The 24,066-nt window shown below is 68.2% G+C and carries 22 protein-coding genes; 4 read left to right on the forward strand and 18 right to left on the reverse strand.

Annotation, left to right across the window (positions count from 1 at the left end; translation table 11 throughout):
* Nucleotides 1–14: 14 nt before the first annotated feature.
* Nucleotides 15–3,782: a tetratricopeptide repeat protein gene (locus KRR26_RS25920; protein ID WP_217081120.1), complete on the forward strand. Its 3,768-nt coding sequence runs from the start codon at nt 15–17 to the stop codon at nt 3,780–3,782.
* Nucleotides 3,783–3,838: 56 nt separating this feature from the next.
* Here KRR26_RS25920 and KRR26_RS25925 read toward each other — a convergent pair whose 3' ends face one another.
* Together KRR26_RS25925 and KRR26_RS25930 are read right to left on the reverse strand one after the other, a co-directional pair.
* Nucleotides 3,839–4,120 (reverse strand): DUF2277 domain-containing protein, encoded by a 282-nt coding sequence (locus KRR26_RS25925; protein WP_120210046.1) that lies wholly within the window; start codon nt 4,118–4,120, stop codon nt 3,839–3,841.
* Between the two features lie 111 nt (nt 4,121–4,231).
* The gene (locus tag KRR26_RS25930; RefSeq protein WP_407931739.1) at nt 4,232–5,224 is read right to left on the reverse strand and encodes an isoaspartyl peptidase/L-asparaginase family protein; all 993 of its coding nucleotides are present in this window, start codon (nt 5,222–5,224) and stop codon (nt 4,232–4,234) included.
* A 383-nt stretch (nt 5,225–5,607) separates the two neighbouring features.
* Between KRR26_RS25930 and KRR26_RS25935 the strand changes: the two genes are divergently transcribed.
* Entirely contained in the window at nt 5,608–6,267 is a 660-nt protein-coding gene (locus tag KRR26_RS25935) for a type 1 glutamine amidotransferase domain-containing protein (RefSeq protein WP_217081122.1), read from the forward strand.
* A 3-nt stretch (nt 6,268–6,270) separates the two neighbouring features.
* Here the strand turns inward: KRR26_RS25935 and sufT are convergent, their stop codons facing one another.
* Genes sufT through KRR26_RS25970 form a run of 7 tightly spaced genes read right to left on the reverse strand, consistent with a single transcriptional unit; the run spans nt 6,271 to nt 12,567 of the window.
* Complete coding sequence (gene sufT, locus KRR26_RS25940; protein WP_120210043.1) at nt 6,271–6,831, reverse strand: putative Fe-S cluster assembly protein SufT; 561 nt, start codon at nt 6,829–6,831, stop codon at nt 6,271–6,273.
* A 16-nt stretch (nt 6,832–6,847) separates the two neighbouring features.
* Nucleotides 6,848–7,300 (reverse strand): Fe-S cluster assembly sulfur transfer protein SufU, encoded by a 453-nt coding sequence (gene sufU, locus KRR26_RS25945; protein ID WP_120210042.1) that lies wholly within the window; start codon nt 7,298–7,300, stop codon nt 6,848–6,850.
* Nucleotides 7,297–8,526 carry a cysteine desulfurase gene (locus KRR26_RS25950; protein ID WP_217081123.1) on the reverse strand — a complete coding sequence of 410 codons (1,230 nt, stop codon included), beginning with the start codon at nt 8,524–8,526 and terminating at the stop codon, nt 7,297–7,299. Before KRR26_RS25950 ends, sufU begins: the two co-directional genes overlap by 4 nt.
* Nucleotides 8,523–9,842: a Fe-S cluster assembly protein SufD gene (gene sufD, locus KRR26_RS25955; protein WP_120210040.1), complete on the reverse strand. Its 1,320-nt coding sequence runs from the start codon at nt 9,840–9,842 to the stop codon at nt 8,523–8,525. Before sufD ends, KRR26_RS25950 begins: the two co-directional genes overlap by 4 nt.
* A complete protein-coding gene (gene sufC, locus KRR26_RS25960; RefSeq protein WP_120210039.1) occupies nt 9,839–10,618 on the reverse strand; it encodes a Fe-S cluster assembly ATPase SufC in 780 nt (259 codons plus the stop codon). The genes sufD and sufC overlap by 4 nt, the downstream gene beginning before the upstream one ends.
* Before the next feature lie 3 nt (nt 10,619–10,621).
* Nucleotides 10,622–12,058, reverse strand: a complete 1,437-nt coding sequence (gene sufB, locus KRR26_RS25965) for a Fe-S cluster assembly protein SufB (protein ID WP_120210038.1) — start codon at nt 12,056–12,058, stop codon at nt 10,622–10,624.
* Entirely contained in the window at nt 12,055–12,567 is a 513-nt protein-coding gene (locus KRR26_RS25970) for an SUF system Fe-S cluster assembly regulator (protein ID WP_120210037.1), read from the reverse strand. The genes sufB and KRR26_RS25970 overlap by 4 nt, the downstream gene beginning before the upstream one ends.
* 208 nt (nt 12,568–12,775) lie before the next feature.
* On the opposite strand from KRR26_RS25970, the gene KRR26_RS25975 reads away from it, so the two are divergent.
* Nucleotides 12,776–13,963, forward strand: a complete 1,188-nt coding sequence (locus KRR26_RS25975) for an ABC transporter substrate-binding protein (RefSeq protein WP_120210036.1) — start codon at nt 12,776–12,778, stop codon at nt 13,961–13,963.
* 57 nt (nt 13,964–14,020) lie between these two features.
* Here KRR26_RS25975 and KRR26_RS25980 read toward each other — a convergent pair whose 3' ends face one another.
* From KRR26_RS25980 to KRR26_RS26005, 6 genes are all read right to left on the reverse strand, one after another.
* On the reverse strand, nt 14,021–14,158 hold the full coding sequence (locus KRR26_RS25980) for a hypothetical protein (RefSeq protein WP_233577446.1): 138 nt from the start codon (nt 14,156–14,158) through the stop codon (nt 14,021–14,023).
* A gap of 28 nt (nt 14,159–14,186) precedes the next feature.
* Entirely contained in the window at nt 14,187–14,450 is a 264-nt protein-coding gene (locus KRR26_RS25985; RefSeq protein ID WP_217081124.1) for a hypothetical protein, read from the reverse strand.
* A 22-nt stretch (nt 14,451–14,472) separates the two neighbouring features.
* Nucleotides 14,473–15,336, reverse strand: a complete 864-nt coding sequence (locus tag KRR26_RS25990) for a hypothetical protein (protein WP_217081125.1) — start codon at nt 15,334–15,336, stop codon at nt 14,473–14,475.
* Nucleotides 15,330–16,388, reverse strand: a complete 1,059-nt coding sequence (locus KRR26_RS25995; RefSeq protein WP_217081126.1) for a hypothetical protein — start codon at nt 16,386–16,388, stop codon at nt 15,330–15,332. Before KRR26_RS25995 ends, KRR26_RS25990 begins: the two co-directional genes overlap by 7 nt.
* A 62-nt stretch (nt 16,389–16,450) precedes the next feature.
* A complete protein-coding gene (locus tag KRR26_RS26000) occupies nt 16,451–18,010 on the reverse strand; it encodes a hypothetical protein (RefSeq protein WP_217081127.1) in 1,560 nt (519 codons plus the stop codon).
* A complete protein-coding gene (locus KRR26_RS26005; RefSeq protein ID WP_236069193.1) occupies nt 17,989–18,741 on the reverse strand; it encodes a TadE/TadG family type IV pilus assembly protein in 753 nt (250 codons plus the stop codon). The genes KRR26_RS26000 and KRR26_RS26005 overlap by 22 nt, the downstream gene beginning before the upstream one ends.
* Nucleotides 18,742–18,937: 196 nt before the next feature.
* Between KRR26_RS26005 and KRR26_RS26010 the strand changes: the two genes are divergently transcribed.
* On the forward strand, nt 18,938–19,606 hold the full coding sequence (locus KRR26_RS26010; protein WP_217081129.1) for a hypothetical protein: 669 nt from the start codon (nt 18,938–18,940) through the stop codon (nt 19,604–19,606).
* 48 nt (nt 19,607–19,654) lie between these two features.
* Here KRR26_RS26010 and KRR26_RS26015 read toward each other — a convergent pair whose 3' ends face one another.
* The 3 genes from KRR26_RS26015 to KRR26_RS26025 are packed head-to-tail and all read right to left on the reverse strand — an operon-like array spanning nt 19,655 to nt 23,800.
* Nucleotides 19,655–20,470: a tetratricopeptide repeat protein gene (locus tag KRR26_RS26015; RefSeq protein ID WP_217081130.1), complete on the reverse strand. Its 816-nt coding sequence runs from the start codon at nt 20,468–20,470 to the stop codon at nt 19,655–19,657.
* A 30-nt stretch (nt 20,471–20,500) separates the two neighbouring features.
* Complete coding sequence (gene hemW, locus KRR26_RS26020) at nt 20,501–21,706, reverse strand: radical SAM family heme chaperone HemW (protein ID WP_217081131.1); 1,206 nt, start codon at nt 21,704–21,706, stop codon at nt 20,501–20,503.
* Nucleotides 21,707–21,718: 12 nt separating this feature from the next.
* On the reverse strand, nt 21,719–23,800 hold the full coding sequence (locus KRR26_RS26025; RefSeq protein ID WP_328707217.1) for a coiled-coil domain-containing protein: 2,082 nt from the start codon (nt 23,798–23,800) through the stop codon (nt 21,719–21,721).
* Nucleotides 23,801–24,066: the final 266 nt, after the last annotated feature.

Consider the following 24,066-nt stretch of genomic DNA (forward strand, 5'->3'; position numbering starts at 1 on the left):
CCCTCGACACTCCTATGCGCACCCTCCACCGCAGCCTCGCCGCGCTCGCTCTCGTCGCCGGACTGACCGGCTGCCCCAAGCCCACCGTCACGCCCCGAGTCCTGGAGGCCGCCGCCGAGCGCGCGCAGAGCGGCTCCCCCGAGGCGCGCACCCTCGCCTTCGCCGGCTTCCACGCGTACCTCATGGCGGGAGACGCGGCGCTCGCCCAGCAGCGCTTCGACGCGGCGCTCGCCAAGGATCCGAACGACCCGTACGCGCTCCAGGGTCAGGCCCTGCTGGCGCGCCGTGCGGGCCGCACGGCCCCCGCGCTCACCGCCTCGCTGGAGCTGGTGAAGCGCGCGCCGCGCCACCCGCTCGCGGTGCCCGCCGCGCGCTACGCGCTGGACCTGGTGGGCACCTCGCCCGCGATGGACGACAGCATCCTCGAAGGCGTCGAGGCCGCGCTGGCCGCGGGCGTCCAGGGTGAGGCGGCGTATCTCCTCCGGGGCGCGCGCCTGTCCATCCACACCTTCCGCGGCGACACCGCGCGGCAGGCGCAGGACCTCAAGGACCTGGGCGGCGTGAGCGAGGCGACGGTGGTGGGCCCCTTCTCGCCCTTCCACATCCTCTCCTTCCGGGACCTGCTCCCCCCGGAGAAGGACGGTTCGCTCGCGGGCCCCTTCACCGGCGCGTTCGGCCCGCTGGCCACCCGCACCGTGCACGCGCCAGACGGGCGCCTGGACCTGGGCGGGGAGCCCGGCCACGGGGACATGTACGTGCTCGCGTTCGACGCCGAGGTGACCGAGCCGGGTGACTACGTGGTGCGCTCGGTGAGCCAGACCTCGCACCGCGTGCTGCTGGATGGCACGCCGGTGCTGGAGCGCCAGCGCTGGACGCGCGCGGCCTCCACCGTGACGGCGCGCGCGGTGTCGCTGAAGCCGGGCAAGCACCGCATCGTGACCAGCGTGTCGCGCGACGAGACCACGGGCGTGTTCACCTTCGCGCTGCTGCGGGCGGACGGAAAGCCCTCGGCCGTTCGCTACACCGCGGCCACGGGCGCGGCTCCAGCATGGGGCGCAGGAGTGCCCCCCGCCGAGGCCCCGCTCCAGTACGCCACCTCGGAGGACCTCGCGGCCGCCCTGCGTGGAGAGGCCGGGGACACGCTCGCCACCTTCCTCGCCGTGCGCGACGGCATGGGCCGCGATGGAGATGGCGCGCGGCGGCTGATGGCCACGGTGGAGCCCACCTCGCCCGCGCTGCTCGCCTTGCGCGCGGAGCTGGCCTCGCAGGACCGCACCATCCCCGCGAAGGTGGCCCGTGGCCGCGCCACGCGCGACCTGGAGGCCGTGCTCGCCAAGGACCCGGGCAACGTGGCCGCGCAGCTGTTGCGCGCGGACCTCTTCCTGGATGAAGGCCAGGCGGCGCAGGCCCTGGAGGCGCTGAAGACCGCGCGCGACGCGGCGAAGCCCACCGGCTCCGCCGTGCACCTGATGCTGGCCCGCGCGGCGCTCGCTTTGGACGTGGATCCGCAGGCGGAGGTCGCGCTCGAAGCGGCCCTGGAGGCCCAGCCCGGCCTCTGCGACGCCGTGGCGCTCCAGTACAACCTCGCCCGCAAGCGCGACGCCGTGGCGCGCGCGGACATGCTCATGGGCGCGCAGGAGAACTGCCCCGGCGCGCTGGCGCGACAGGCGGACCATGCGCGCACCCGCGGCGAGCCGGAGGCCGCGGCCCAGGCCTACGCCACCATGCTGGCGCGGGACCCGGACAACGTCACCACCGGCGCCGCGCTCGCCAACGCGTACATCGGCCTGCGCCGCTTCGATGACGCCACCCGCGTGCTGCGCTCGCTCTTCACCATCTGGCCGCGCAACAAGGAGCTGCTGGAGCGCCTGGCCGACGTGCGCGAGTACGCGGGCGACAAGGCCGAGGCCCTGGCGCTGCGCGAGCAGGCGCTGATGCTGGACGGCAGCGACCTCACCCTGCGCCGGGCGGTGGAGCGCGCGAAGACGGGCAAGGAGCTGCTCCAGGCCCACGCCATCGACGGGCGCGAGGCCATCCGCGCGTACGAGGCCTCGCCCGTCACGGGCGGCAGCGCCGCGGCCTACGTGCTGGACGCGGCCGCCGTGCAGGCCTTCCCGGACGGCTCGCTGGTCAACCGCATCCACACCATCCAGAAGGCGCTGGAGCAGTCCGGCGTGCAGGAGATCGCCGAGGTCAACCTGCCCCGCGGCGCGCAGTTGCTCGCGCTGCGCACGCTGAAGGCCGACGGCCGCGTGCTGGAGCCGGAGAACATCGAGGGCAAGGACACCATGAGCCTGCCCGGCGTGCAGGTGGGCGACTACGTGGAGGTCGAGTACCTGTTGGCCGAGGGCGACCGCGGCCCCGCGCAGCCGGGCTTCGCCGCGTCCGCGTTCTATTTCCAGATCGCCAACCAGCCCAACGCCTGGTCCACGTACACGGTGGTGGCGCCCAAGGGCAGCAACCTGCGCGTGGACGCGCACAACATGAAGGCGCCGGAGCCGGTGGTGCAGGGCGACCAGGAAGTCTTCCACTACGACGCCCGCCGCGTGCCGCCCTTCATCCCCGAGCCGGACGCGCCGCCCTCTGGCAACGAGTACCTGCCGTTCGTCGTCGTGGGCACCGGCGCCACGGGCAATGACGGGCTCGTGCAGGTGTACGGCGACGCGTTCCAGGACCGCTGGCAGCGCACCACCGAGGTCGAGGCCTTCGCGAAGCAGGCCACCGAGGGCAAGAAGGGCCTGGAGGCCGTGAAGGCCCTGCACGCCGCGGTGATGAAGCGCTTCTCCGGGCGCGACACGGGGCTGGGTCAGTCCGCGGCCTCCACGGTGGCTCAGGACCGAGGCAGCCGCCTCACGGTGTTGAAGGCGGGGCTGGAGACGCTGGGCATCCCCTCACGCGTGGCCGCCGTGCGCACCTTCAACACGCCGCCCGCGCCGTACCTCTTCCCCAACGAGCAGCTCCTGCCCTACGCCGCGCTGCGCGTGGAGGTCCCGGGCGAGGCGCCGGTCTGGGTGGACACCTCGGTGCGCTTCGGCCCGTTCGGCGAGCTGCCCGAGACCGCCATGGGCGAGCGCGAGGCGTACCTGATGCCCGAGCCCGGCAAGGCGCAGCAGAAGGTCACCACGCCCGCGCTGAAGGACCGTCCGGGCAAGCAGGTGAAGCTGGACCTGGAGCTGTCCGCGGACGGGAAGCTCACGGGCAAGGGCGACGAGGTCTACACGGGCTTCGAGGCGGCGCAGATCGCCGAGGCGTTCGAGCAGCTCTCCGCCGAGAGCCGCAACCAGGCGCTCCAGGGCGCGGTGTCGCGCTACTTCGGGGGCGCGGAGCTGTCCTCGGTGAAGCTGGACCGCACGACCGAGGTGGGCGCGCCGTTCGTGCTGCACTACGAGTTCACCGTGCCGCGCTTCGGCCGCCTCGAGGGCGACCAGAAGATGGTGCTGGGCGCGCTGACCTTCCCCGCGCTCCTGGGGCGTCGCTACGTGGAGCTGAGCTCGCGCGACACGCCGCTGTTCATCGACAGCATGGAGGCCAGCCGCACGCAGGTGACGCTGACCATGCCCCAGGGCTGGAAGCTGGCGGATCCGCAGGCGTCGCTGAAGGTGGACAGCGACTTCGGCCACTTCGCGCGCGCGGAGAAGCAGGAGGGCCGCACCCTGACCCTCAACGAGTCGCTCCAGGTGCCGCGCAACCGCATCTCCCCGCGTGACTACGAGAAGTTCTCGGCCTTCGCGGGAGACGTGGACCTCATCCAGGTGCGCGAGATGTTCCTCGTGAAGCAGTAACGCTCACGACGACGCAGTCACGGACAGGGCCACGGGCACCCGCCCGGGGCCCTTCGTCATTCCTGGGGACGGGCGCGCTCGGCCTTCTTGAAGCGCAGGCGCTTCATGGACTCGAAGCGGGCCCGGTCACGCGGCGGAGTCGTCGCCACGAGCCCCTCCAGCATGCGCTTGGAGCTGCGGTAGATTTCCTCCACGGCGACCTCGAAGGCGTCGGTGTTCTGCTTCGAGGGATTGCGCGTCCCGGCGATCTTCCGGACGAACTGGAGCGCGGCCGCGCGGATGTCCTCGTCCGTGGCGGGCGGCGCGAAGTTGAACAGGGGCTTGATGTTGCGGCACATGCCTCCACCCTAACGCCCTTCGCCGCGGCCGACATGCCTCCGGATGAGGCCACTCCGCAGCCCACGCCACGCCCCCGCGAGACACAGCAGGCCCTTTCCAGCTCCGCGTGCTCACTCCTGGAAGATGGCCACGTGCGGCACACCGTCCTCGCCGATGACGCCGCGGTACATGCCGCTGGAGTTGAAGGGCATGGTCACGTTGCCCTGGTGGTCCATGGCGATGACGCCGCCCTCGCCGCCCGCCTTCACCAGCACATCGTTGACGACGACATGAGCGGCCTCGGCCAGCGGCAGGCCCTGGTACTCCACGCGAGCGCAGATGTCGCGCGCCACGGTGTAGCGGATGAAGAACTCACCATGCCCCGTGGCGGACACCGCGCAGCGAGGGTCCGCGTAGGTGCCCGCGCCAATGACGGGCGAGTCCCCCACCCGTCCGAACCGCTTGTTCGTCATGCCGCCCGTGGACGTGCCCGCCGCCAGGTTGCCCGAGGCATCGAGCGCCACCGCGCCCACCGTGCCGAACTTGTGGTCGCCCGTCACCGGATCCAATCCCGGCGTCAGCGACGACGCCGGAGCCGACGGTTGCGTCTCGCGCTCCTTCTCCAACGCGCGCTGAAGCGACTGCCAGCGCTCCTCCGTGTAGAAGTACTTCGGATCCACCCACTCCATGCCCTGTGAGCGCGCGAAGGCCTCCGCGCCGTCGCCCACCATCATCACGTGCGGCGACTTCTCCATCACCATCCGCGCCAGGTCGATGGGATTGCGGATGTGACGCACGCCCGCCACCGCGCCCGCGGCCCGCGTCCGGCCATCCATGATGGCGGCGTCCAGTTCGTTCACCCCATCATGGTTGAAGACCGCGCCCTTGCCCGCGTTGAAGTACGGCGAGTCCTCCATCACATGAATGGCGGCGCTCACCGCATCCAGGCTGCTGCCTCCCCGAGCCAGCACGGCATGCCCCGCCTGCAGTGACTGGGCGAGCGCGGCACGCACCGCCGCCTCGCGCTCCGGGGACAGGTTCTCGCGCGAAATCACCCCCGCGCCGCCGTGGATGACCAGGCCCCACTTCGGCTTCGGCCGAGGCGCCGCCTCTTCGTGCATCATCGCCTCGTCTCGCTTCGCGGAGACCGACCGCGTGCTGGCGGCGCACCCCCAGGTGAGCATCACCAGCGAGGCCGCCACCAGGTGACTCCAGGAACCGGACGAAAGCGAAGCGAGCATGCGAAGGGCCTCCAGGCAGCCGGCGGCCGAGCCTCGGCGGACAAGCCGGAGCGAAGCCGCGCACGTGTCCGGTCGGTAGCACGCCCGCCCCGCGCGGGACAACGCCACCCCGAGACAGCGCGCCCTCGACTGGACGCCGCCACGCCAGGGCACGGGCAGGGGCTGGTCCGCGGACCGCGCGGCGCGGTTCCCCTCGGCTCGCGCCATCCCCATCGTCTCCGACAGCAATGGGCCGTGCGACCACGCCCACTCCGAGGGAGGCCGCGATGAAGAAGCTGTCCGGGATGCGAGTGGCCGTGCTGGCGGCCGAGGGCTTCGAGCAAGCCGAGCTGACGCGGCCCGTCAGGAAGCTCCAGCACGAGGGCGCGACCGTGACACTCGTCTCGCTCAAGCCCGGCGCGGTGCAGGGGATGGCGCGACACACTCCGGGCCGAGCACGCCACGTGGACGCCACGCTGCGCGACGCGAAGGCCGCGGACTTCGACGCGCTGGTGCTACCAGGTGGCTTCCTGAGCCCGGACCTGTTGCGCCAGAACGCGCTCGCCTTGGACTTCGTGCGCGACGCGGACACGCTGGACCTGCCCATGGCCATCATCTGCCACGCGCCGTGGGTGCTCGTGTCCGCGGGGTTGGTGGAGGGACGTCGACTCACCTCGTGGCCCGGCATCCGCGACGACGTGAGCAACGCGGGCGGCCTCTGGGTGGACGAGCCGGTGGTGCGCGACGGCAACTGGGTCACCAGCCGAGACCCTCACGACCTCGCGGCCCTCGAACGCGCGATGGTGGAGCTCTTCGAGGAGCGCGTGCCCGAGCTGCGCGACCGCGAGCCCGCCCCCACACGAAAGCGCTGGCCCAAGGTCTTCGCGGGCGTGCTGGCCACGGCGGCGCTCGGTCTCACCGCGCACCGTCTGGCCGCCACCCGCTGACGCTCACATCCACCCGAGCTGGAGCCGCGCCACGTCCGTCATGCGGCTCTGGTCCCAGGGTGGCTCCCACACCAGCTCCACCTGGGCTTCCTTCACGCCCGGCAGCGACGACACCTTCGAGCGGACATCCTCCACGAGCACCTGCCCCATGCCGCAGCCCGGCGCCGTCACCGTCATGTGGATGTCCACCCGCTGGCCACCCTCGGGCAACGGCGTGGCCTTGCACAGGTACACCAGGCCCAGCTCCACGATGTTCACCGGAATCTCCGGGTCGAACACGGTGCGCAGCTGCTCCCAGACCTTCTCCTCGCTGAACTCCTCCGCGGAGGCGTCCGACGTCGGAGCGCTCGCCTCGGGGACCTTCGCCGCGAAGTCCGCGCCCAGCGCGGAGGTGTCTTTCTCGTTGATGCGGAAGAGCTGACCGTAAGGGTCCTGGACGGTGACATTCCCGCCCAGCGTCTGCATCACCCGCAGCTCCGCGCCCGCGGGCAGCGACACCTTGTCCCCACTGGGGATGAGCATCGCGTCCACGTCGCGCTCGAGCACCGTCATCATGCCTCGCATGTCCGCCTCTCCTTCCCTATTCCGTGGACACCGAGGTCGAGCGGCCTTCCAGCGCGGCACGCAACGTGTGCCACGCCAGGCTCGCGCACTTCACGCGCGCGGGGAACTCGCTCACACCCGAGAGCACGGCCAGCTTGCCCAATGACTCCACGTCCACCGCGCTGGGCCCTTCGGTCACCAGGGCGTGCACCTGCTCGAACAGCGCCACGGCCTCCGCGAGCGTCCGGTCCTTCACCGCGCCCGTCATCAGCGACGCGGACGCGCGAGAGATGGCGCAGCCCTGTCCCTGGAAGCCGATGTCGCGGATGACGTCTCCCTCCATGTGCACCGTCACGGAGAGCTGGTCGCCACAGAGCGGGTTGTAGCCCTCGGCCTGCCGGTTGGCGTCCGGCACCGCGCGGAAGTTGCGCGGGCGCTTGGAGTGCTCCAGCACCACCTCTTGATAGAGGTCCTGCAAGTCGGAGCTCACTGGAACACCTCCCGCACCTTGTGCAGCCCTCGGACCAGCGCGTCCACGTCCTCGGGCGTGTTGTAGAAGGCCAGCGACGCGCGCGCCGTGGCCGCCACGCCGAAGCGCTTCATCAGCGGCTGCGCGCAGTGGTGGCCCGTGCGGATGCACACGCCCTCGCGGTCCAGGATGGTGCCCACGTCGTGGGGATGCACGTCCGCCAGCGTGAAGGACAGGACGCCCGTCTTCTCGCTCGCCGTGCCCACCAGCGACAGGCCCGGCACCGCGCTCAGCGCCTGCGTCGCGTAGGTGAGCAGCGCCTGGTCATGCGCCGCGATGGCCGCCATCCCCACCGACTCCAGATAGTGGATGGCCGCCGCCAGTCCCACCGCGCCGGCCATGTCCGGCGTCCCCGCCTCGAAGCGATGCGGCACGCGGTTGTAGACCGTCTTCTCCATCGTGACGGAGAGGATCATGTCCCCGCCGCCCTGATACGGCGGCATCGCCTCCAGCACGTCCAACCGGCCGTAGAGCACGCCGATGCCCGTGGGCCCGAACAGCTTGTGGCCACTGAAGGCGTAGAAGTCGCAGCCCAGGTCCTGCACGTCCACCGGCAGGTGCGTCACCGCCTGCGCGCCATCGAGCAGCACGGGGATGTTCTTCGCGTGCGCCCTGCGAACCAGCTCGCGCACGGGGTTCACGGTGCCCAGCGCGTTGGAAACATGCGTCACCGCGAGGATGCGCGTGCGCTCGGTGAGCAGCGCGTCCACCGCGTCCATCCTCAGCTCGCCCCGGTCATCCACCGGAATCACGCGCAGCTTCGCGCCCACCGCGTCGCAGACCATCTGCCACGGGACGATGTTGGAGTGGTGCTCCATCGCGGAGATGAGCACCTCGTCCCCGGGCCCCACGTGCTTGCGCCCGTACGTGGACGCCACCAGGTTGATGGCCTCCGTGGTGCCGCGCATGAAGACAATCTCCTTCGCGTCGCGGGCATTGATGAACCGCCGCACCGACTCGCGCGCGTCCTCGTATGCCTGCGTGGCGCGCTCAGAAAGGATGTGCACGCCACGGTGCACGTTGGCGTTGTCGTGCGTGTAGAAGCGGGTCAGCGCGTCGATGACGGCCTGGGGCTTCTGCCCCGTGGCCGCGCTGTCCAGATAGACGAGCGGTCGGCCTCGGACCTCTTGGTGCAGGATGGGGAAGTCCGCGCGGACGCGGCGCACATCGAATCCAGGCGTGCTCATGCCGTCACCTCGAGCCGGGGCGCGCCCGGCAGCTTCAACGCCAGCATCGCTTCCACGCGCGCTCGGACGTTGCCCTCGGGCACGGCCCGCACCAGCTCGCTGGCGAAGGCATGCGTGAGCAACTGCTCGGCCTGGGCGCGGTCGATGCCGCGCGAGCGCAGGTAGAACAAGGCGTTCTCATCCAACCGCCCCACCGCCGCGCCGTGGGCGCACTTCACGTCATCCGCGAAGATCTCCAACTGCGGCCGAGCATCCACCTGCGCCGTCTCCGACAACAGCAGGTTGCGGCTCGTCTGGCGCGCGTCCGTGCGCTGCGCGTTCTCGCGCACCCGCACGCGTCCATGGAAGGCCCCGTGCGCGCGGCCATCCAGCACGCCCTTGTACAACTCGCGGCTCGTGCACCGAGGCACCGCGTGGTCCAGGTCCGTGCGGTGGTCCAAGTGCTGCGTGCCCTGCCCCACGAAGAGGCCATTGAGCGTGCAGTCCCCGCCCTCGCCCGCGAACGCCGCATGGACTTCGTTGCGAGCCAGCGCCGCGCCCAGGTTGAACGCGTGCGACGCGAAGCGGCTGTCTCGTCCCAGGCGCGAGTGCAGCACGCCCAGGTGCAGCGCCGCGTCGCCCTCCACCTGGAGCTTCACGTGGTTCAGGCTCGCGTTGTCGCCCAGCGTCACCTCGGTCACCGTGTTGGTGAAGCTGGCGCCCGCGCCGGCATACGTCTCCACCAGCGTCGCCTCGCTGCCCTCCTCGGCCACGACGACGACGCGCGGGCTGGACAGCACGGCCTCACCGCCCGCGCGCGACAGGAAGAGCACCTGCACCGGCGCCTCGCCGCGAACTCCGCGCCCCAGCCGAAGGAATACGCCGTCCTCCAGCAACGCGGCGTTGAGGGCGACGAAGGGATGGGCCTCCGCCCGAGCACGCTGCCCCAGCACCTCGGCCAGCACCGCCTCGTCATCACGCAGCGCATCCCGCAGGGGCTTGAGCGTCATTCCGCGAGGCAGACCGCCCAGCACCGACAGCGAGGAGTCCAGCCGCCCATCCACGAAGACCAGCCGGGGACCCGCGCTCGACAGGCGCGCCACCTCGGCCGCCACGTCCGCGCTCCCAACCAGCTCGCGCGGGAGCGAGAACGGCCGCGCCTCCACGGGCGCCACGCTCGTGTACTTCCACTCTTCATCGCGCGGCGTGGGCAGCCCCTGTCGCTCGAACTGGCGCAGCGCCTCTTCACGCAGGCGCTTGAGCCAGACAGGAGCATCCGCGCGCTCCGCCTGGAAGCGCGTCGCCACGTCCAGGTAGTGGGCGAGGCCAGACGTCACGACCGCGCCTCCTTCGGCGCCTTCGCCTGCTCCAACCCCAACCAGCCGTAGCCCTTCTCCTCCAGCTCCAGCGCCAGCTCACGCCCACCCGAGCGAACGATGCGCCCCGCCGCCATCACGTGGACGCGGTCCGGAACGATGTAGTCGAGCAGCCGCTGATAGTGGGTGATCACCACCATGCCGCGCTCCTTCGAGCGCAGCGCGTTCACGCCACCGGCCACGATGCGCAGCGCATCGATGTCGAGGCCCGAGTCCGTCTCATCGAGCAGCGCCAGCCGAGGCTGGAGCACCGCCATCTGGAAGATCTCGTTGCGCTTCTTCTCGCCGCCGGAGAACCCCTCGTTCACCGAGCGGTTCATGAACGCGGTGTCGAGTTGCACGAGCTTCGCCTTCTCGCGAGCGAGCTGGAGGAAGTCCATCGCATCCAACTCCTCCAGGCCGCGCGAGCGGCGCTGCGCATTGAGCGCCGTGCGCAGGAAGTGGAGGTTGCCCACGCCCGGAATCTCCACCGGGTACTGGAAGCCGAGGAACACGCCGGCCAGCGCACGCTTCTCCGCGGGCAGCGAGAGCAGGTCCTGCCCGTCGAACGAGACCTCGCCCTGCGTCACCGTGTACGCCTCGCGGCCGGCGAGCACGCCCGCCAGGGTGCTCTTGCCGGAGCCGTTGGGCCCCATGATGGCGTGCACCTCACCGGGGCCGACCTCCAGGTCGATGCCCTTGAGGATGTCCTTGTCGCCCACGCGGGCGTGCAGGTTGCGAACAGACAGCAGTGCCATGTGTTACCCCACGCTCCCTTCCAGACTCACCCCGAGCAGCTTCTGCGCCTCCACGGCGAACTCCATGGGCAGCTCCTTGAAGACCTGTCGGCAGAAGCCGTTCACGATCATCGACACCGCGTCCTCCTGAGAGATGCCGCGCTGCCGGCAATAGAAGAGCTGGTCCTCGCCAATCTTCGACGTGGACGCCTCGTGCTCCACCTGCGAGGACGCGTTCTTCACCTCGATGTACGGCAGCGTGTGAGCGCCGCACTTGTCACCGAGCAACAACGAATCGCATTGCGTGTAGTTACGCGCGTCCTGCGCGCTCTTCAGGACCTTCACCAGCCCCCGGTACGTGTTCTGCCCGTGGCCCGCGGAGATGCCCTTGGACACGATGGTGCTCCGGGTGTTCTTCCCGATGTGCACCATCTTCGTGCCCGTGTCCGCCTGCTGGCGGTGGTTGGTGAGCGCCACCGAGTAGAACTCGCCCACCGCGTTGTCACCCTTGAGGATGACGCTCGGGTACTTCCAGGTGATGGCCGACCCCGTCTCCACCTGCGTCCACGAAATCTTCGCGTCGCGGTGCGCGATGCCGCGCTTGGTGACGAAGTTGAAGATGCCACCGCGCCCCTCGGCATCGCCGGGGTACCAGTTCTGCACGGTGGAGTACTTGATGTTCGCGCCATCCAGCGCCACCAACTCCACCACCGCCGCGTGGAGCTGATTGGTGTCACGCATGGGGGCGGTGCAGCCCTCCAGGTAGCTCACCGTGGCGCCTTCGTCCGCGACGAGCAGCGTGCGCTCGAACTGGCCCGTGTCCGCCGCGTTGATGCGGAAGTACGTGGACAGCTCCATGGGGCAGCGCACGCCCTTGGGCACGTAGCAGAACGAACCGTCGCTGAAGACCGCCGAGTTGAGCGCCGCGAAGAAGTTGTCCGAGTACGGCACCACCGAGCCCAGGTAGCGCTCCACCAGCTCGGGGTGCTCGCGCACGGCCTCGGAGAACGAGCAGAAGATGACGCCCGCCTTGTAGAGCTTGTCGCGGAACGTGGTGGCCACGGAGACCGAGTCGAACACCGCGTCCACCGCCACGTTCTGCAGGAGCTTCTGCTCATGCAGCGGGATGCCGAGCTTCTCGTAGGTGCGGAGAATCTCGGGGTCCACCTCATCCAGGCTGCCCTTCTTCGGCTTCTGCTTGGGCGCCGAGTAGTAGCGGATGGCCTGATAGTCGATGGGCGCGTAGCGCACGGCCTGCCAGCGCGGCTCCTTCATGGTGAGCCAGTGGCGATAGGACTTCAGCCGCCACTCCAGGAGGAAGGACGGCTCCCCCTTCTTGCGCGAGAGCTGCCGGATGACGTCTTCGTCCAACCCGGGAGGCAGCGTGTCCGCCTCCACGTCGGTGACGAAGCCCGCCGAGTAGCCCTTGCGAGTCAGCTCCTGAAGGGTGTCGGTGCTCATGAACGAACTCCTGGAACGGAAACGGAAACAGCGGCGGCGGCCGGAGCCACCGCGTTCGAGCCTCGGCCCAGTTGCACCAGCCGCTCGGGCATCCGCGGCGCGGGCGCGCACAGGTCCGCCAGCGTCAGGCGCCCCAGCGCCTCCTGGATGGCCTGGTTGATGAGCCGCCAGTGACTGCGCACCTGGCACACGGACTCCAGCTCACACGGGGCGCCGCCCGACGTGTGCTGGCCACATTCAGTGAGGGACACGGGCCCCTCCAGCGAAGCAACCAGCTCCGCCAGGGAGATATCGGGAGCCGGGCGAGACAGGCCGTAGCCTCCGCTCGCGCCACGGTGCGAGACCACCAGCCCCGCCGCCAACAGGCCCTTGAGCACCTTGCTGGCCGAGGGCAGCGGCACGCGCGTCCGCGCCGCCAGCTCGCGCGTCGTCCGGGTCTCCCCGTCTGCGCGAGCCAACTCGGTCATCAACACGATGCCGTAGTCGGTCATCTTGCTCATCCGGAGCATAGGTGCGGGTGTCTCCTTCCTTCGCCGAGGCCCTCGGGCCGCAGCGCGCTCTTACGTAATGTGGACTGCTCCAGTCCACATTCAAATCAACGGGCCGAGCAGTCCTGTCGGGAAGGAGGGCCTGCGCCCGAGGGGCCCCCTGGTGTTCCCGTCGGCGGGTAGGCGCTAGGGTGGGGCCTCGCCGCACTGCCCGTGAGGAGCACGAACGATGCGCCTTCCCCTGCCACTGCTGCTCGCCGCGTTGGCCCTGCCAATGCTGGCCTGTGAGAAGAAAACCGCGTCCGCCGCGCCATCCTCGGAGGGCTCGCAGGTCGGCGCGGCCCAGGCCGGGTCCGCCACGGACACGATTCTCATCGGCGAGGTGGGCAGCCTGACCGGCAGCGAGGCCACGTTCGGCATCTCGGCGCGCAACGGCATCGAGCTGGCGCTGAATGAGGTGAACGCCACGGGCGGCGTGAAGGGCAAGAAGGTCGCGGTGCGCGTCTACGACAGCCAGGGCCGCCCGGAAGAAGGCGCGCAGGCGGTGACGCGGCTCATCGCACAGGACCACGTGCTGGCCGTGTTGGGTGAAGCCGCCTCGTCGGTGTCCATGGCCATGGCGGAGAAGGCACAGGCCGCGAAGGTGCCAATGATTACCCCCACCTCGACGAGCCCCGAGGTGACGAAGAAGGGAGACTTCATCTTCCGCGTCTGCTTCATCGACCCGTTCCAGGGCCTGGTGATGGCGAAGTTCGCGCGCGAGAACCTCAAGCTCGACAAGGTGGCGGTGCTCACGGACAACAAGAGCGCCTTCTCCGTGGGGCTCGCGGACGTCTTCAACCAGAAGTTCAAGGAGTTCGGTGGCGAGGTCGCGGCCAACGAGAGCTACTCCAAGGGCGACACGGACTTCCGCGCCCAGCTCACCGCGCTGAAGAAGGTGAAGCCGCAGGCCGTGTTCGTGCCGGGCTACTACACGGACGTGGGCATCATCGCGCGGCAGGCCCGCGAGGTGGGGCTGACGGTGCCGCTGCTCGGCGGAGACGGCTGGGATTCGGACAAGCTGTTCGAGTTGGGCGGCTCGGCATTGGAGGGCAGCTTCTTCTCCAATCACTACTCACCAGACAATCCGGACCCGCGCATCCAGGACTTCCTCAAGAAGTACAAGCAGGCCTACGGCGCGGTGCCGGACAGCGTGGCGGTGCTGGCGTATGACGCCGCGCGACTCTTGGTGGACGGCATGCGGCGCGCGCCGGACTTGAGTGGCCCGGCCATCCGCGACGCCATCGCCGCGACGAAGAACTTCCCGGGCGTGGCGGGCACCGTGAACCTGGACGCGAACCGCGACGCCGTGAAGGAGGCCGTGGTGCTCAAGGTGGCCAATGGCAAGGCGGAGTTCGTCACCACCGTGGCGCCCTGAGGTCCCTGGAGCGCCGGCCCCGTCCCGCTCAGTGGGGGACGGGGCACGGGCGACGCATCAGGGCACGGGCGACTGGATGACGAAGTACATCGACTGGAAGTACTTGTTGAGCCCGTTGATGAGGGCCACGGTGTACGGCCAGCTCAACACGGTGAAGCCAAACAGGGCCGCGGTCACCACGGCATACTCCGTCATGGCTTGACCGCGCCGACGGCGGCGCAGCTCAGTGCGAGGCGTGGGCGTCATCGGTGTCTCCCTTGCGCGGGGTATAGCCCCCCGTCTTGCAGTCCTTCTGGCAGGCGTCCTTTTCCTCCATGCACGCCTCGTTGCACTTGCCCGCCATCTTGCCCCCGTACTTCTTGCACACGGCCTTACAGACTTCGGCATCGCTCTCGCACCCACGCGAGCAGCTCTGCGCCCGCGCCGGAGCACTCACCAACGTCAGAGCCAGGGCACTCGCCAGGGTCCACATTCCAAGCAGCTTCATCCTCGTGTCCTCCGTTCGGCGCTCATTCTGATGTCTGAGCACGCTGCATCAGCGACAGGTTGAACTCCACGCCGGTGCCGGTCTGCCGCAGCAGCATCTGGCCCACTGTTCCATCATGACTCACTTCGAAGGCGCGTGTCTGGCCCATGGACTCCGCCGTATTGCCCATGTGCCAACCACGCCCGCCCAGCGCCTTCCGCCAGTCTGCCTCGGACTCAGCAAGCGAGTCCTCAGCCATCTTGCCGGTCACGACGTGATTCGTGGCGCCCTCCATCTTCAAGGAGATGAACTGGGGATCCACCGCCGAGGCCGGCATCGGCATCCAGTCCGGCACTCTCAAGCCCCGGTCGGCCAGTTTGGCCATCTGCCCGGCGGACACGAACACCAGCGTCTCTCCACTCTGTGCAAGGACGGAGACCAGCCGGACCTCGTCATCGGCGGGGCTCCAATACCCAACGTAACCACCGTTGGTCCCCAGGTCCGCGCTCAGAGGAGGAAGCCCCGCATCCATCAGCAGGCCACGGTAGTGGGATAGCACCTGCCGAGGCGAATCCTTCGTGGAGAACCACGCGACTGCGATGGGGACATCTGGCCCCAGGTAATCCGCCGCCAGGGCCTCGGGCGCGCTCGACACGCCTGGATACGGCGGGAAGCCCGACAAGGAACGCGCCAGGATGGCCTGCTCCTCCCGCGTACGTTCCGGCGAGCGGGAAGGGGGTGGCAACATCTCGGCAGCCCTCAGCTCCGCCTTTTCAAGCGGAGAGTCTGGCTCGCGAGAGTAGACCGCATCCTCCCAGGCGAAGCCCAGGAGCGCGCCCGCCACGGTCACCGCGAACAGCAATAGCGACAGCCGAATAGCGAGGCTGGTGCGAAGCAGCTTCAGCACTTCTCAGCCTGCTTGCAGCCCATGTAGTTGCTCCCGCGCTTGTTGTAGCTGTCTTTCGTGCGGTTCTTGTCCCAGTCCTGCCACTCTGTATTGAAGAACTTGGTCGGCGAGCCCGCCACCGTAATCTCTTCCGTCGGCGCGGCGCCCTTCTGTGGCGCGATAGCGAGATTGGGTTTGAGAGGGTTGTCTGCTTGGAGGCCCCCGATATTCCTGTCCATGGCTGCCAGCAACGTTGGGCTCAGCAGATTGTCGCTCAGCGCCCTTGAAAAGAAGGTCGCTGAGGACAACGCCGCCATCGGGTAACCAATGTTTATTGGGTTCTGATAAATGTTCGCAATCCGTTCGTAGAACTCGCCGCTCTTGTCTCCTGGGCGAGTATCCGCCGGCGTAGTGAGCGCCCACGTGTCCGTGAGGATCGCCAACCCCTGTTCCTTTATGTAGTATGCGTTGTCGTTGGTGCCCTGATTCGCGTTGTCGTGGATCGTCTTGCCTTGTCCATGCCAACGCTCTTTCGCGAGCTTGTCAACTTCGCTGAATTGAGGGAATAGCGTCTCCGGCAGCAGGTAGTTTTCCACGATGAGCCGAGCGGAGCATTTGATTATCCCACCAGTGGTGTACTTCTTCATGTACTCATTGTGGATAGGCACACCGAGGTTGCCTTTACCTGTCTCGGCGGCCTCGCACGTCACCTGCTTGGCTTTGGGATTGATCCAACACTGGTGGGCCACAATGGCTTTGTGGTGGTCCGTGTCAGCACAGTCCTTGTAATTCACGGTGTCGTCACCATCCGGATCACTGCTGGAAACCGTGACGAACTCCTTTGGACGATCCTTCCCCGATTCGTGGTCACAGAACATCAGGCGGGCCTGCTTCTGGATCATGGTGGATCCACCGACCGGCGCCTTGGCTGGTGCCTTCTTGAGGTCCTTGGTGTAGTCCTGCACGGTAAAATCCCACACCGTGGACAGTGCCGCCTCCTGCGAGTCCAGCGAATAGCGCAGGAGGTCGTCCAGGAAGATCGCGTACATGAAGACGGGGATGAAGACGATCATGCTCAGGGCCGTCTCCACCGCCGCGGCCCCACGTACGTGTCGACGCTGACGCAAGGTATTCTTCACAGGGACACCCCCGGAACGTTGGCAATCATGGCACCGTCCTTATTGCCAGCCAGGCCGAGGACCTTGGCCGCCTCCTGGCCGTCTCGGAATGGATGCAGCTTGGCACGCCAGTACGGGTTGAAGAGCGTGGGCGCCTCACGCCAGCCATTCTCACCAAAGCGATGATAGTAGACGAGCGCCTTGGACAGAGCGGCGCCCTCGTCTGCAGCAAGAACAAGCTCACCCGTGCCCTGGGCTCCGTGCTTGAACTTGATGGTGGCCGCTGAGTTGATCTCCCAGTCGGCCTTGGACACGTCGCCCACGCGCATCTTCTTGGTGACGTAGCTGTAGACGCGCGGCTGGCCGTAATCTTTCTTCTCGTCCGAGCTACCTCGGAACTTCATGAAGCAGTTACCTGAGCCAATGCAGCTCGTCAGAGCCTTGGCACTAACACCCTCGAACTTATGATTACCGCTATGGGTACCGCTTGGAGAGTGGCTACCATTATTGCTATTGCTATACACCTCGGCATCGAATGGGTAATACGGCCCGACGCCATGCTTCCATTGGTCGAACATGGCACCGTGGGCCTCCTTCGAGATCACCATCTTCCCTTCGCTGCCAGACCGGGTCGTGTTCCAGTTGCGCGTCGCATCTGTAACAGTGGAGGCGCCCACACTGAGGAGTGGGAGGGCAAAATGGGCACCTTCCCCAGGGATGTCAGACATCAACTCCTGAAGGAACGAAGGATGCAGGACGACCATGGGAAGAACCTTGGAGAGAAGGCCCGTTGCCCGAGTCGACGGCCAAGTGGGTCGACTGGCGTTGGCGACCTCTGTCATGGTCCTGCTCGCCGCCTGACGTGATGTGCTGGATTCGCCCCCTGGGCAAGGGAGGCCATCCACGGCACAGTTGAACTCATTAGCGTTCAGGCCCCCGACGGCCATCGGGAGAGTCGTCGCCCCCGGAACGTTGTAGTCGGTCAGATCCTTCAGGTCATTTGAACTGCCGTCCAATACCGTCTGAGCTGTTTTGAGATGTACCGCGTCTTGAGAAGCATGAATGGTGTCGATCATTCGGTCTAGGTAATCGACAACCTTCTCCATGTCCTTATCCAGATTCTTGACCTTGTTGCCGTAGCTTCTGGATTTGTTTCCGTATTTACCGGCGATACTGATGGCCTTGAATCCGTGGACGCAATGCATGAAACAGGTCCAGCATGCGCACTGCGCGAACTCCATGCCGGCGATGATATAGAAATTGATCTTCGCCGCGCTTAGCATGTCTGCGGTCAAGCTCGCCGTGGACACGTACGCGTGCATGCTCGTCATCGCGACATAGGAAGCGGCGATGGCGCGGTTGCTGGCCGCGTAATAATTGAGTGCTCGCGCCTCCATGACGGCCATGGAATAGGCAAGGCTGTCGCTATGCTGCTGAAGGCTGACCTTCTCCCGAAGCGCATGGCTGAGATTGAAGCTCAGCGTCGTCATCAGCGCCATAATCAGAAATGACAGACACGACAGAACCAAAGACTGTCCACGCGCCTTACGCCGCTTCATTTCCAGGTGAAGACGCATTCGTTGTCCTTCGGAAGAGGGTTTTTGGAGAGAAAAAAGTTAGACTGCATCCGCATCGTGTAGGTGGCGCGGATGGGTAAGATATAGTGACGGTTGCTTGCAGCCGCGTCGTACTGACCGAAATCATGAAATGGGCGCTTGTTCTGCGGCGTCTTCCCCAGACGAAGCACAGAAGGGAGCTCTCGGGCGCGGGCGAGATTGAAGAGAACCATGTCCGCGAAGGGGATTGGCATCCGGTAGTTGAAGGTGACCTGGACGCGCAGCTTGGTCCGCTGTCCCTGATCCCAATCATCGTTCGCGGTGTTCTTTGGGTCGTCGAAGTCGTACTCTCCCCTGCCACTCAGACCCGCGGTTTGGGTTGTCGGCCCACAGATGGTAACCACCGCGTACTTCATGCCGGTATCCGGCATCAGGTTGCGGTTGACCTCTGGCCAAGTGAACTTCGCGGCGAAGTCCGTGCCACTGGTCACGGTCTTGATGTACTCCGCCCCGCCGGAGGACTTGCTCAGCATGGGGAGCAGCACCCCGAGGGCGGCCTTCTCCATCTGAGCCACGTTGGCGCTGTGGATGGAGCCAGCCCGCACGGCCTTGTAGGCCGCGTACTTCGTCATCAGCCGGGCCTGATGCATCAGACTAAGCTGGAGAGTCCCGAGGATCAGGAATACAAAGAGAGGCAGGACGATGGCCGTCTCTACGGCCGCCTGTCCGCCCTCACGACTTCGCGCATTCATCCCTGGAATCCACATATGCCCGGAGTGTACCGGGACTTAGAAGAGGGGCTGGCGAGGGATCGAAGATGTCACACAAATGTCACATACGACCCGTTGTGTTTTTCCTCAAGTCCATGGCAGCCGGCTACTCGACCGATAGACGGGCTCCACTGGGCCGTGCAGCGGAGCAGAAGGCAGCGGCAAAAAGGAGCAGGGCATGAACTGGCACGTGGGTATGAAGGTGGGCCTGCTGGTGGCGGTGTTGTGCACGGCGGCCTGCAGTGACAAGGACGATCCCGGCACAACCGATGATCCGGGAGCCGGAGCAGAGCGTCCGGGCATGGGGGTGTCAACGAAGCCTCCGGAGGGTGCCCCGTTCAGCCTGCCCGCAGGGGTGGCGTGGATCAACCCCACCATCAAGAGCTACAACGCTGTATTCCCAGAGAAGTGCCATGACAAGAAGGAGTCGGACGGTCGCGGGAGCGGCGACATGGTCCGGCTGTGCTTGGCGCTGCGCAACACGACGACCCAGATCATCCACGTCTCGTTCCCATCCGGGATGATCTTCATCTCGGAAAGCCTGGACGTGCAGAACGGCATCCTCATCCAGGGCGAGACCGTGGAGCTGCCCCCCGGACAGGACTTCTATGTCCCCCTGTTTCTGTACTGCCTCAATGCGGACCGTGTCGGAAGCTTCCCGGATGACGAATTCCGTCCTGGCCCCATCACCCAGTACAAGGACTTCCAGGACTTCTTCGCGCAGCTGGCCAACAAGAAGCTCCCACCCGGTTCAATGGACCTGCAGCATGCCGTGTGGAACCTTGCCGACGGCGATGGCCTGGACGAGACGGACCGGACCACCATCAACGGCCTGGGCCCGAAGTAGCCAATTGAGTCCGGCCGAGGCGCTCACTCGAGCGCCTCGGCGCGGTGGTTAGTCTTCGGCGCCGGACTCGTCCGCGCTGTCACCGGCATACCGGTTCATCCCGTAGCCGCCGTTCGGCGCGGGCGGAACGTAGTGGCGGGAGACGTAGATGCCCGCGCCCAGGGCGACCAGCGCCAGCACCGCGTACAGCGCAGGGCGGCGGGGATTGGCGCGCCACGCCCAGCCGCGCTCGCGACGACGCTGGAAGCGCGGCGCCACTGAGTACTCGCGCCACGCTTCCTCGCGCATGTCGGCCGCGGCATCCGCGTTGCCTTGCAGGGCCAGCGCGCGAGACAACAGCCAGCGTCCTTCCACTGTGCCCTGACGCGCCTGGAGGAATCGCGTGAGGGCTTCCTGCGCGCCCTTCGCGTCGCCTCGCTCCAGACGGAAGCGCCCGCGCTCCAAGTCGATGGCGCCCTGCCGGTAGGACTCGTTCTGCCGCGCGGCCTCGTCCAGGAGGAGCTCGCCGCGACGCGCATCGCCCGCCCCGAGGTAGGCCACGCCCAGGAGGAACAGCGTGTCCACGTCGTCGTCGCCCGCGTCCAGGTTGGGCTTGAGGATGTCCACGGCTTCCGCGTAGCGCTTCTGCCCCACGCGAATGTCCGCCAACTCGGCGCGAGAGCGGCGGTCATGCGGGTTGGTGAGGATGGCGCCCGCCAGCTCACCGGCGCGCTGCCAGCGCTTGAAGCTCCGCAGCGGACTGGGCAGCACCTGCAAGGTGAAGCGGTCCATGGACCAGAGGGTCACCACCACCAGCACCAGCGACAGGAGCGGACGCCCCGTCAGCAGCGAGAAGAACATCCACAACATCCAGGAGCTCGACATGGCGTTTCAGGTTCCCTCGGGCGCGGACCGCTAGAGCAGCCGGGCGCAGACGGCGCTGTGTACATCCAGGCCCCGGTCCGTCAAGGCCAGCCGCCCCTCTCGGAGCGTCGCGAATCCGTGCTCAACCAATTGGGCCACCTCTCCGCGCCGCGACTCCACAGGTTGGCTGTATCGCGCACACACGGCCTCCCAGTCCACTCCTGACACCAGCCGCAACCCCATGGACAGTCGCTCCGCGAAGAGTTCGTCCTGACTCAGGGGCTCGCGGCTCGCCTCGGGTAGACGCCCCTCCTCCACCGCGCGCAAGTAGACCTCGGGGCTGCGCTGGTTCACGTACCGGTGCGGCTCGGGGGTCAGCAACATGCCCGTGGCGCCTACGCCCAGCGCGAGGTACTCCCCGCCCGTCCAGTAGAGCGCGTTGTGCCGGGAGCTGAGTCCTGGCCTCGCGTGGTTGGAGACCTCGTACCGGCCCAGGCCGTGCGCGCCGTAGACCTCGCGCAGCGTGCGCGCCATGGCCACGACCTCGTCGTCCTCGGGGAGCTGGAGTTCGCCGCGCGCGAGCTGCTTCGCCAGCGGCGTGTCCTCCGCGAGCACCTCGCGCTCCACGGTCAGCGCGTAGGTGGACAGGTGCTCGGGCTGGAGTGCCACCGCGCGCAGGGCATCTGCTTCCACCTGCTCGCGCGTCTGTCCATGCACGCCGTAGATGAAGTCCAGGGCGAGCACGGGGAAGTCCGCGCGCCGCGCCGCGTCCACCGCGGCTTCCACCATGGCGGCGTCATGCGCGCGCCCCAGGGCCTTCAGCGTCTGCGGTTGGAAGGACTGAACGCCCAACGTCAATCGATTGACGCCCGCGGCGCGGAAGCCCGCGAAGCGCTCGGCATCCGCGCGCTCCGGGTTGCCCTCCAATGACACCTCCGCGCCGGGAGACAAGGACAGCCTCGCCGCGAGCCCGTCCAGCACTCGGGCCACGTGCCGGGGATGCCACAACGAGGGCGTGCCTCCCCCGAGGAAGACCGAGTCGAGCGGGCGCGTGCGCAGAGCGGGCTGAGCCGCCAACCGAGCATCCAGCTCCGCGAGCACCGCCGTCGCGTAGCGCTCCTCGGGGATCTGTCGGGCCACCGCCACCGCGAAGTCGCAGTACGGGCACTTGGCCAGGCAGTAGGGGAAGTGCAGGTACAGCCCGAAGCGCGCGGCGGCCATGCCCGTCAGCGGGTCGATGGGGGACGAGAAAGGCATGCGGCTCAAACCCTACTTCCCGCCCTTCAATTGCGCTTCCAGCCTCGCGACCTTCGCCTTCAGGCTGGCCGCTGTCTCCAGCGCTGTCTCGGCGGCCATGAGCTTGCGCTTCATGGAGGCAACGTCCGCCTTGAGCTGGTCGCGCTCGACCTCCCAGCCGGAAGGCGCGGCCATGCTCGCTGCGGCCGGCTTCGACTCGACCGCCTGCCGTGCCGCCTGCTCGGCCTTCAGCGCGGCTTCGGCCTGCGCCAGCTTCGCTTCCAGCGGGGTTCGTGTCGCTTCGACATCCTTCGCTCGCGCGGCCTGCTCGGCCTTCAGCGCGGCTTCGGTCTGCGCCAGCTTGGCCTCCACATCCTTGGCCCTTGCGGCTTGAGCGGCCTGTGCTTCCGCGGCTCGGCGCTTCGCCTCGGAGGTCTCCAGCGCTCCCTCCAGCATCTTCACGCGCGAGTGGAGGCGGTCCACCTTGTCCGCTTCCGCCCGCGCGGCGGCGAGTTGCTCGGTGACGGCCTCGAGTTGCTCCCGTGCGCCGCCCTCGACTTGCGCGAGCGCGTCCACGCGGGCCTCGGTTTCAGCGGCCCGGAGCCTTGCGTCTTCATGCGCCGCTTCGGCGGCTTCACGACGGGCGAGCTCCAGCGCGAGGTCTCCCTGCGCTTGCGAGACGACCCCTTGCAGTCGCGCCAGCTCCGCCTCGCGCTGCCCGGACGCGGTCTCCAACATCGTCACGCGGGCCGACAACCCCACGCGCTCCGCCTGCGTGGTGGCGACCTTCATCTCCACCACCGCGAGGTCCTTCTTCAGCGCATCCCGCTCAGCGCGCGCGGCCTCGACCCCGGCGGACAGCTCCGCGACCTTCGCCTCCGCCTCGTGCACCGCCTCGCCCAGAGCGGCTGCGTCCGATTCCATCCGGTCGCGCAGCGAGACCTGCTCGACCTCGGCGGCCTCCAGGTGCTCCTTCAGCCCGGCAATCTCGGCCGTCAGCGATTCCGCGCGCGCCGCCTGGGCCTCGACCTCCTCGCGGGCTCGGGCCGCCTCCGCGTCGAGCGCCGTCACTCGCGCCTGGACCTGGACCAGCTCCGCGGTCCGGTTCTCCAGGGCCTTGCGCAGCGCGGGCAGCTCCGCCGCCTCGGTGGTGCGCGCGGTGAGCGCGGCGCGCAACCCCACGGCGTCCGCGTCCTTCAGCGCGAGCGCTCGCTCCAACTCGGACACCTGGACCTGGAGTCCTCGGAGCCCCTCCTCCACCACGGCGAGCTGGCGGCGCACATCGTCGCGCTCGGCCTCCAACGTCACCGCGCGCGACTGGGCTTCCTCCAGCGAGCTCTTGGACCAGTCGCTCTCGCTCTCCAGGGTTCCCAGCGCGCCTTGAGCCTCGGAGAGGGCGGCCTCCAACTGGGCGCTGCGGAGGGTCGCCGCGTCCCGCTCCTGGGCGACCGTGTCCAGTTCGGCCGTCAGCCGCTCCACGTCCGCCAGGGTGGCCTGGTACTGCTCCTGGACCGCCTCCAGGGCGCCCTTCGCCTCGGACTTCTCCGCGGCCAGCTCGGCGACCCGGTCCTGCGCCAGGCCGAGGGCCTCCTTGGCTCCGACCAGCTCCTCGGCGAGCGAGCCTCGCGACTCGCGCTCGGACTGGAGGTCCGCGCCCAGCCGCGCCAGCTCCGCCTCGACTTCCGCCAGGGCGCGCGCGAGGTCCTTGCGGTCCGCCTCGACCGCGGCCAGCTCGACCTCGGCCTGTGCGCGCTTCGCTTCCAGCTCGGTGGCCCGTGCCTCGGCGGCCGTCGCGCGCCTCTCCTCGCGCGCCGCCACCTCCGTGGCCTGGGTCAGCTTCACCGGCGAGTCCTTCACGCCGGCCAGGAGGGTGCGCGCCTCGACGGACTCCTTGCGCGCCTTCTCCAGGGACACCTTCACGCCAGCCAGCTCGCCCTCTCGCTCCGCGTAGAGCGTGCGGGCCCGGGCCAGCGTCTCCGTCTTCTGCTTCACGACGGCGCGGAAGAACTCCAGCTTGTCCTCCGGCGAGGCGCCCATGGGCAGGCGCGGCTCGGGAGGCTCGCCGAAGGGGTCATTGCCCAGGGGCCTGCGCACCACCGCGGCGGGGGCGGCCACGCTCGGGGCAGCCGGGGCCGGGCTCGCCGGGACGGCCGGAGCCGCAGCGGCCGGGCGACGCGGCGGCAGGGGCGGCGGGGCGGAAGCCGCGGGCGAAGGTGCGGAGACGGGCTTGGGAACCGAAGGAGGCCTGGGGGTTGCCGGAGGGGGGGAGGCAACGGAGGCGTTGCCATCGTCCAGCATGTCCCGCAGGTCCGCGAACGGATCCACCTCGTCCGAGGGTGACGACGGCATGTGCGTTCCACAGGTTACTGGCCACGGGCGGT

This window comes from Citreicoccus inhibens (assembly GCF_019039035.1).
In the GTDB taxonomy this organism is placed as follows: domain Bacteria; phylum Myxococcota; class Myxococcia; order Myxococcales; family Myxococcaceae; genus Citreicoccus; species Citreicoccus inhibens.

Excerpts from the sequence above, each read along its gene's own strand:
- KRR26_RS26010 (WP_217081129.1), top strand. The coding sequence starts at position 18,938 with ATGAACTGGCACGTGGGTATGAAGGTGGGCCTGCTGGTGGCGGTGTTG.
- KRR26_RS25995 (WP_217081126.1), bottom strand. The coding sequence starts at position 16,388 with ATGATCGTCTTCATCCCCGTCTTCATGTACGCGATCTTCCTGGACGAC.
- sufC (WP_120210039.1), bottom strand. The coding sequence starts at position 10,618 with ATGGCACTGCTGTCTGTTCGCAACCTGCACGCCCGCGTGGGCGACAAG.
- KRR26_RS25970 (WP_120210037.1), bottom strand. The coding sequence starts at position 12,567 with ATGCTCCGGATGAGCAAGATGACCGACTACGGCATCGTGTTGATGACC.
- KRR26_RS26015 (WP_217081130.1), bottom strand. The coding sequence starts at position 20,470 with ATGTCGAGCTCCTGGATGTTGTGGATGTTCTTCTCGCTGCTGACGGGG.
- hemW (WP_217081131.1), bottom strand. The coding sequence starts at position 21,706 with ATGCCTTTCTCGTCCCCCATCGACCCGCTGACGGGCATGGCCGCCGCG.
- sufB (WP_120210038.1), bottom strand. The coding sequence starts at position 12,058 with ATGAGCACCGACACCCTTCAGGAGCTGACTCGCAAGGGCTACTCGGCG.
- KRR26_RS26005 (WP_236069193.1), bottom strand. The coding sequence starts at position 18,741 with ATGAATGCGCGAAGTCGTGAGGGCGGACAGGCGGCCGTAGAGACGGCC.
- KRR26_RS25975 (WP_120210036.1), top strand. The coding sequence starts at position 12,776 with ATGCGCCTTCCCCTGCCACTGCTGCTCGCCGCGTTGGCCCTGCCAATG.
- KRR26_RS25935 (WP_217081122.1), top strand. The coding sequence starts at position 5,608 with ATGAAGAAGCTGTCCGGGATGCGAGTGGCCGTGCTGGCGGCCGAGGGC.
- KRR26_RS25980 (WP_233577446.1), bottom strand. The coding sequence starts at position 14,158 with ATGACGGAGTATGCCGTGGTGACCGCGGCCCTGTTTGGCTTCACCGTG.
- sufT (WP_120210043.1), bottom strand. The coding sequence starts at position 6,831 with ATGCGAGGCATGATGACGGTGCTCGAGCGCGACGTGGACGCGATGCTC.
- KRR26_RS25920 (WP_217081120.1), top strand. The coding sequence starts at position 15 with ATGCGCACCCTCCACCGCAGCCTCGCCGCGCTCGCTCTCGTCGCCGGA.
- KRR26_RS25950 (WP_217081123.1), bottom strand. The coding sequence starts at position 8,526 with ATGAGCACGCCTGGATTCGATGTGCGCCGCGTCCGCGCGGACTTCCCC.
- KRR26_RS26000 (WP_217081127.1), bottom strand. The coding sequence starts at position 18,010 with ATGCGTCTTCACCTGGAAATGAAGCGGCGTAAGGCGCGTGGACAGTCT.
- KRR26_RS25925 (WP_120210046.1), bottom strand. The coding sequence starts at position 4,120 with ATGTGCCGCAACATCAAGCCCCTGTTCAACTTCGCGCCGCCCGCCACG.
- KRR26_RS25930 (WP_407931739.1), bottom strand. The coding sequence starts at position 5,224 with ATGATGCACGAAGAGGCGGCGCCTCGGCCGAAGCCGAAGTGGGGCCTG.
- KRR26_RS25985 (WP_217081124.1), bottom strand. The coding sequence starts at position 14,450 with ATGAAGCTGCTTGGAATGTGGACCCTGGCGAGTGCCCTGGCTCTGACG.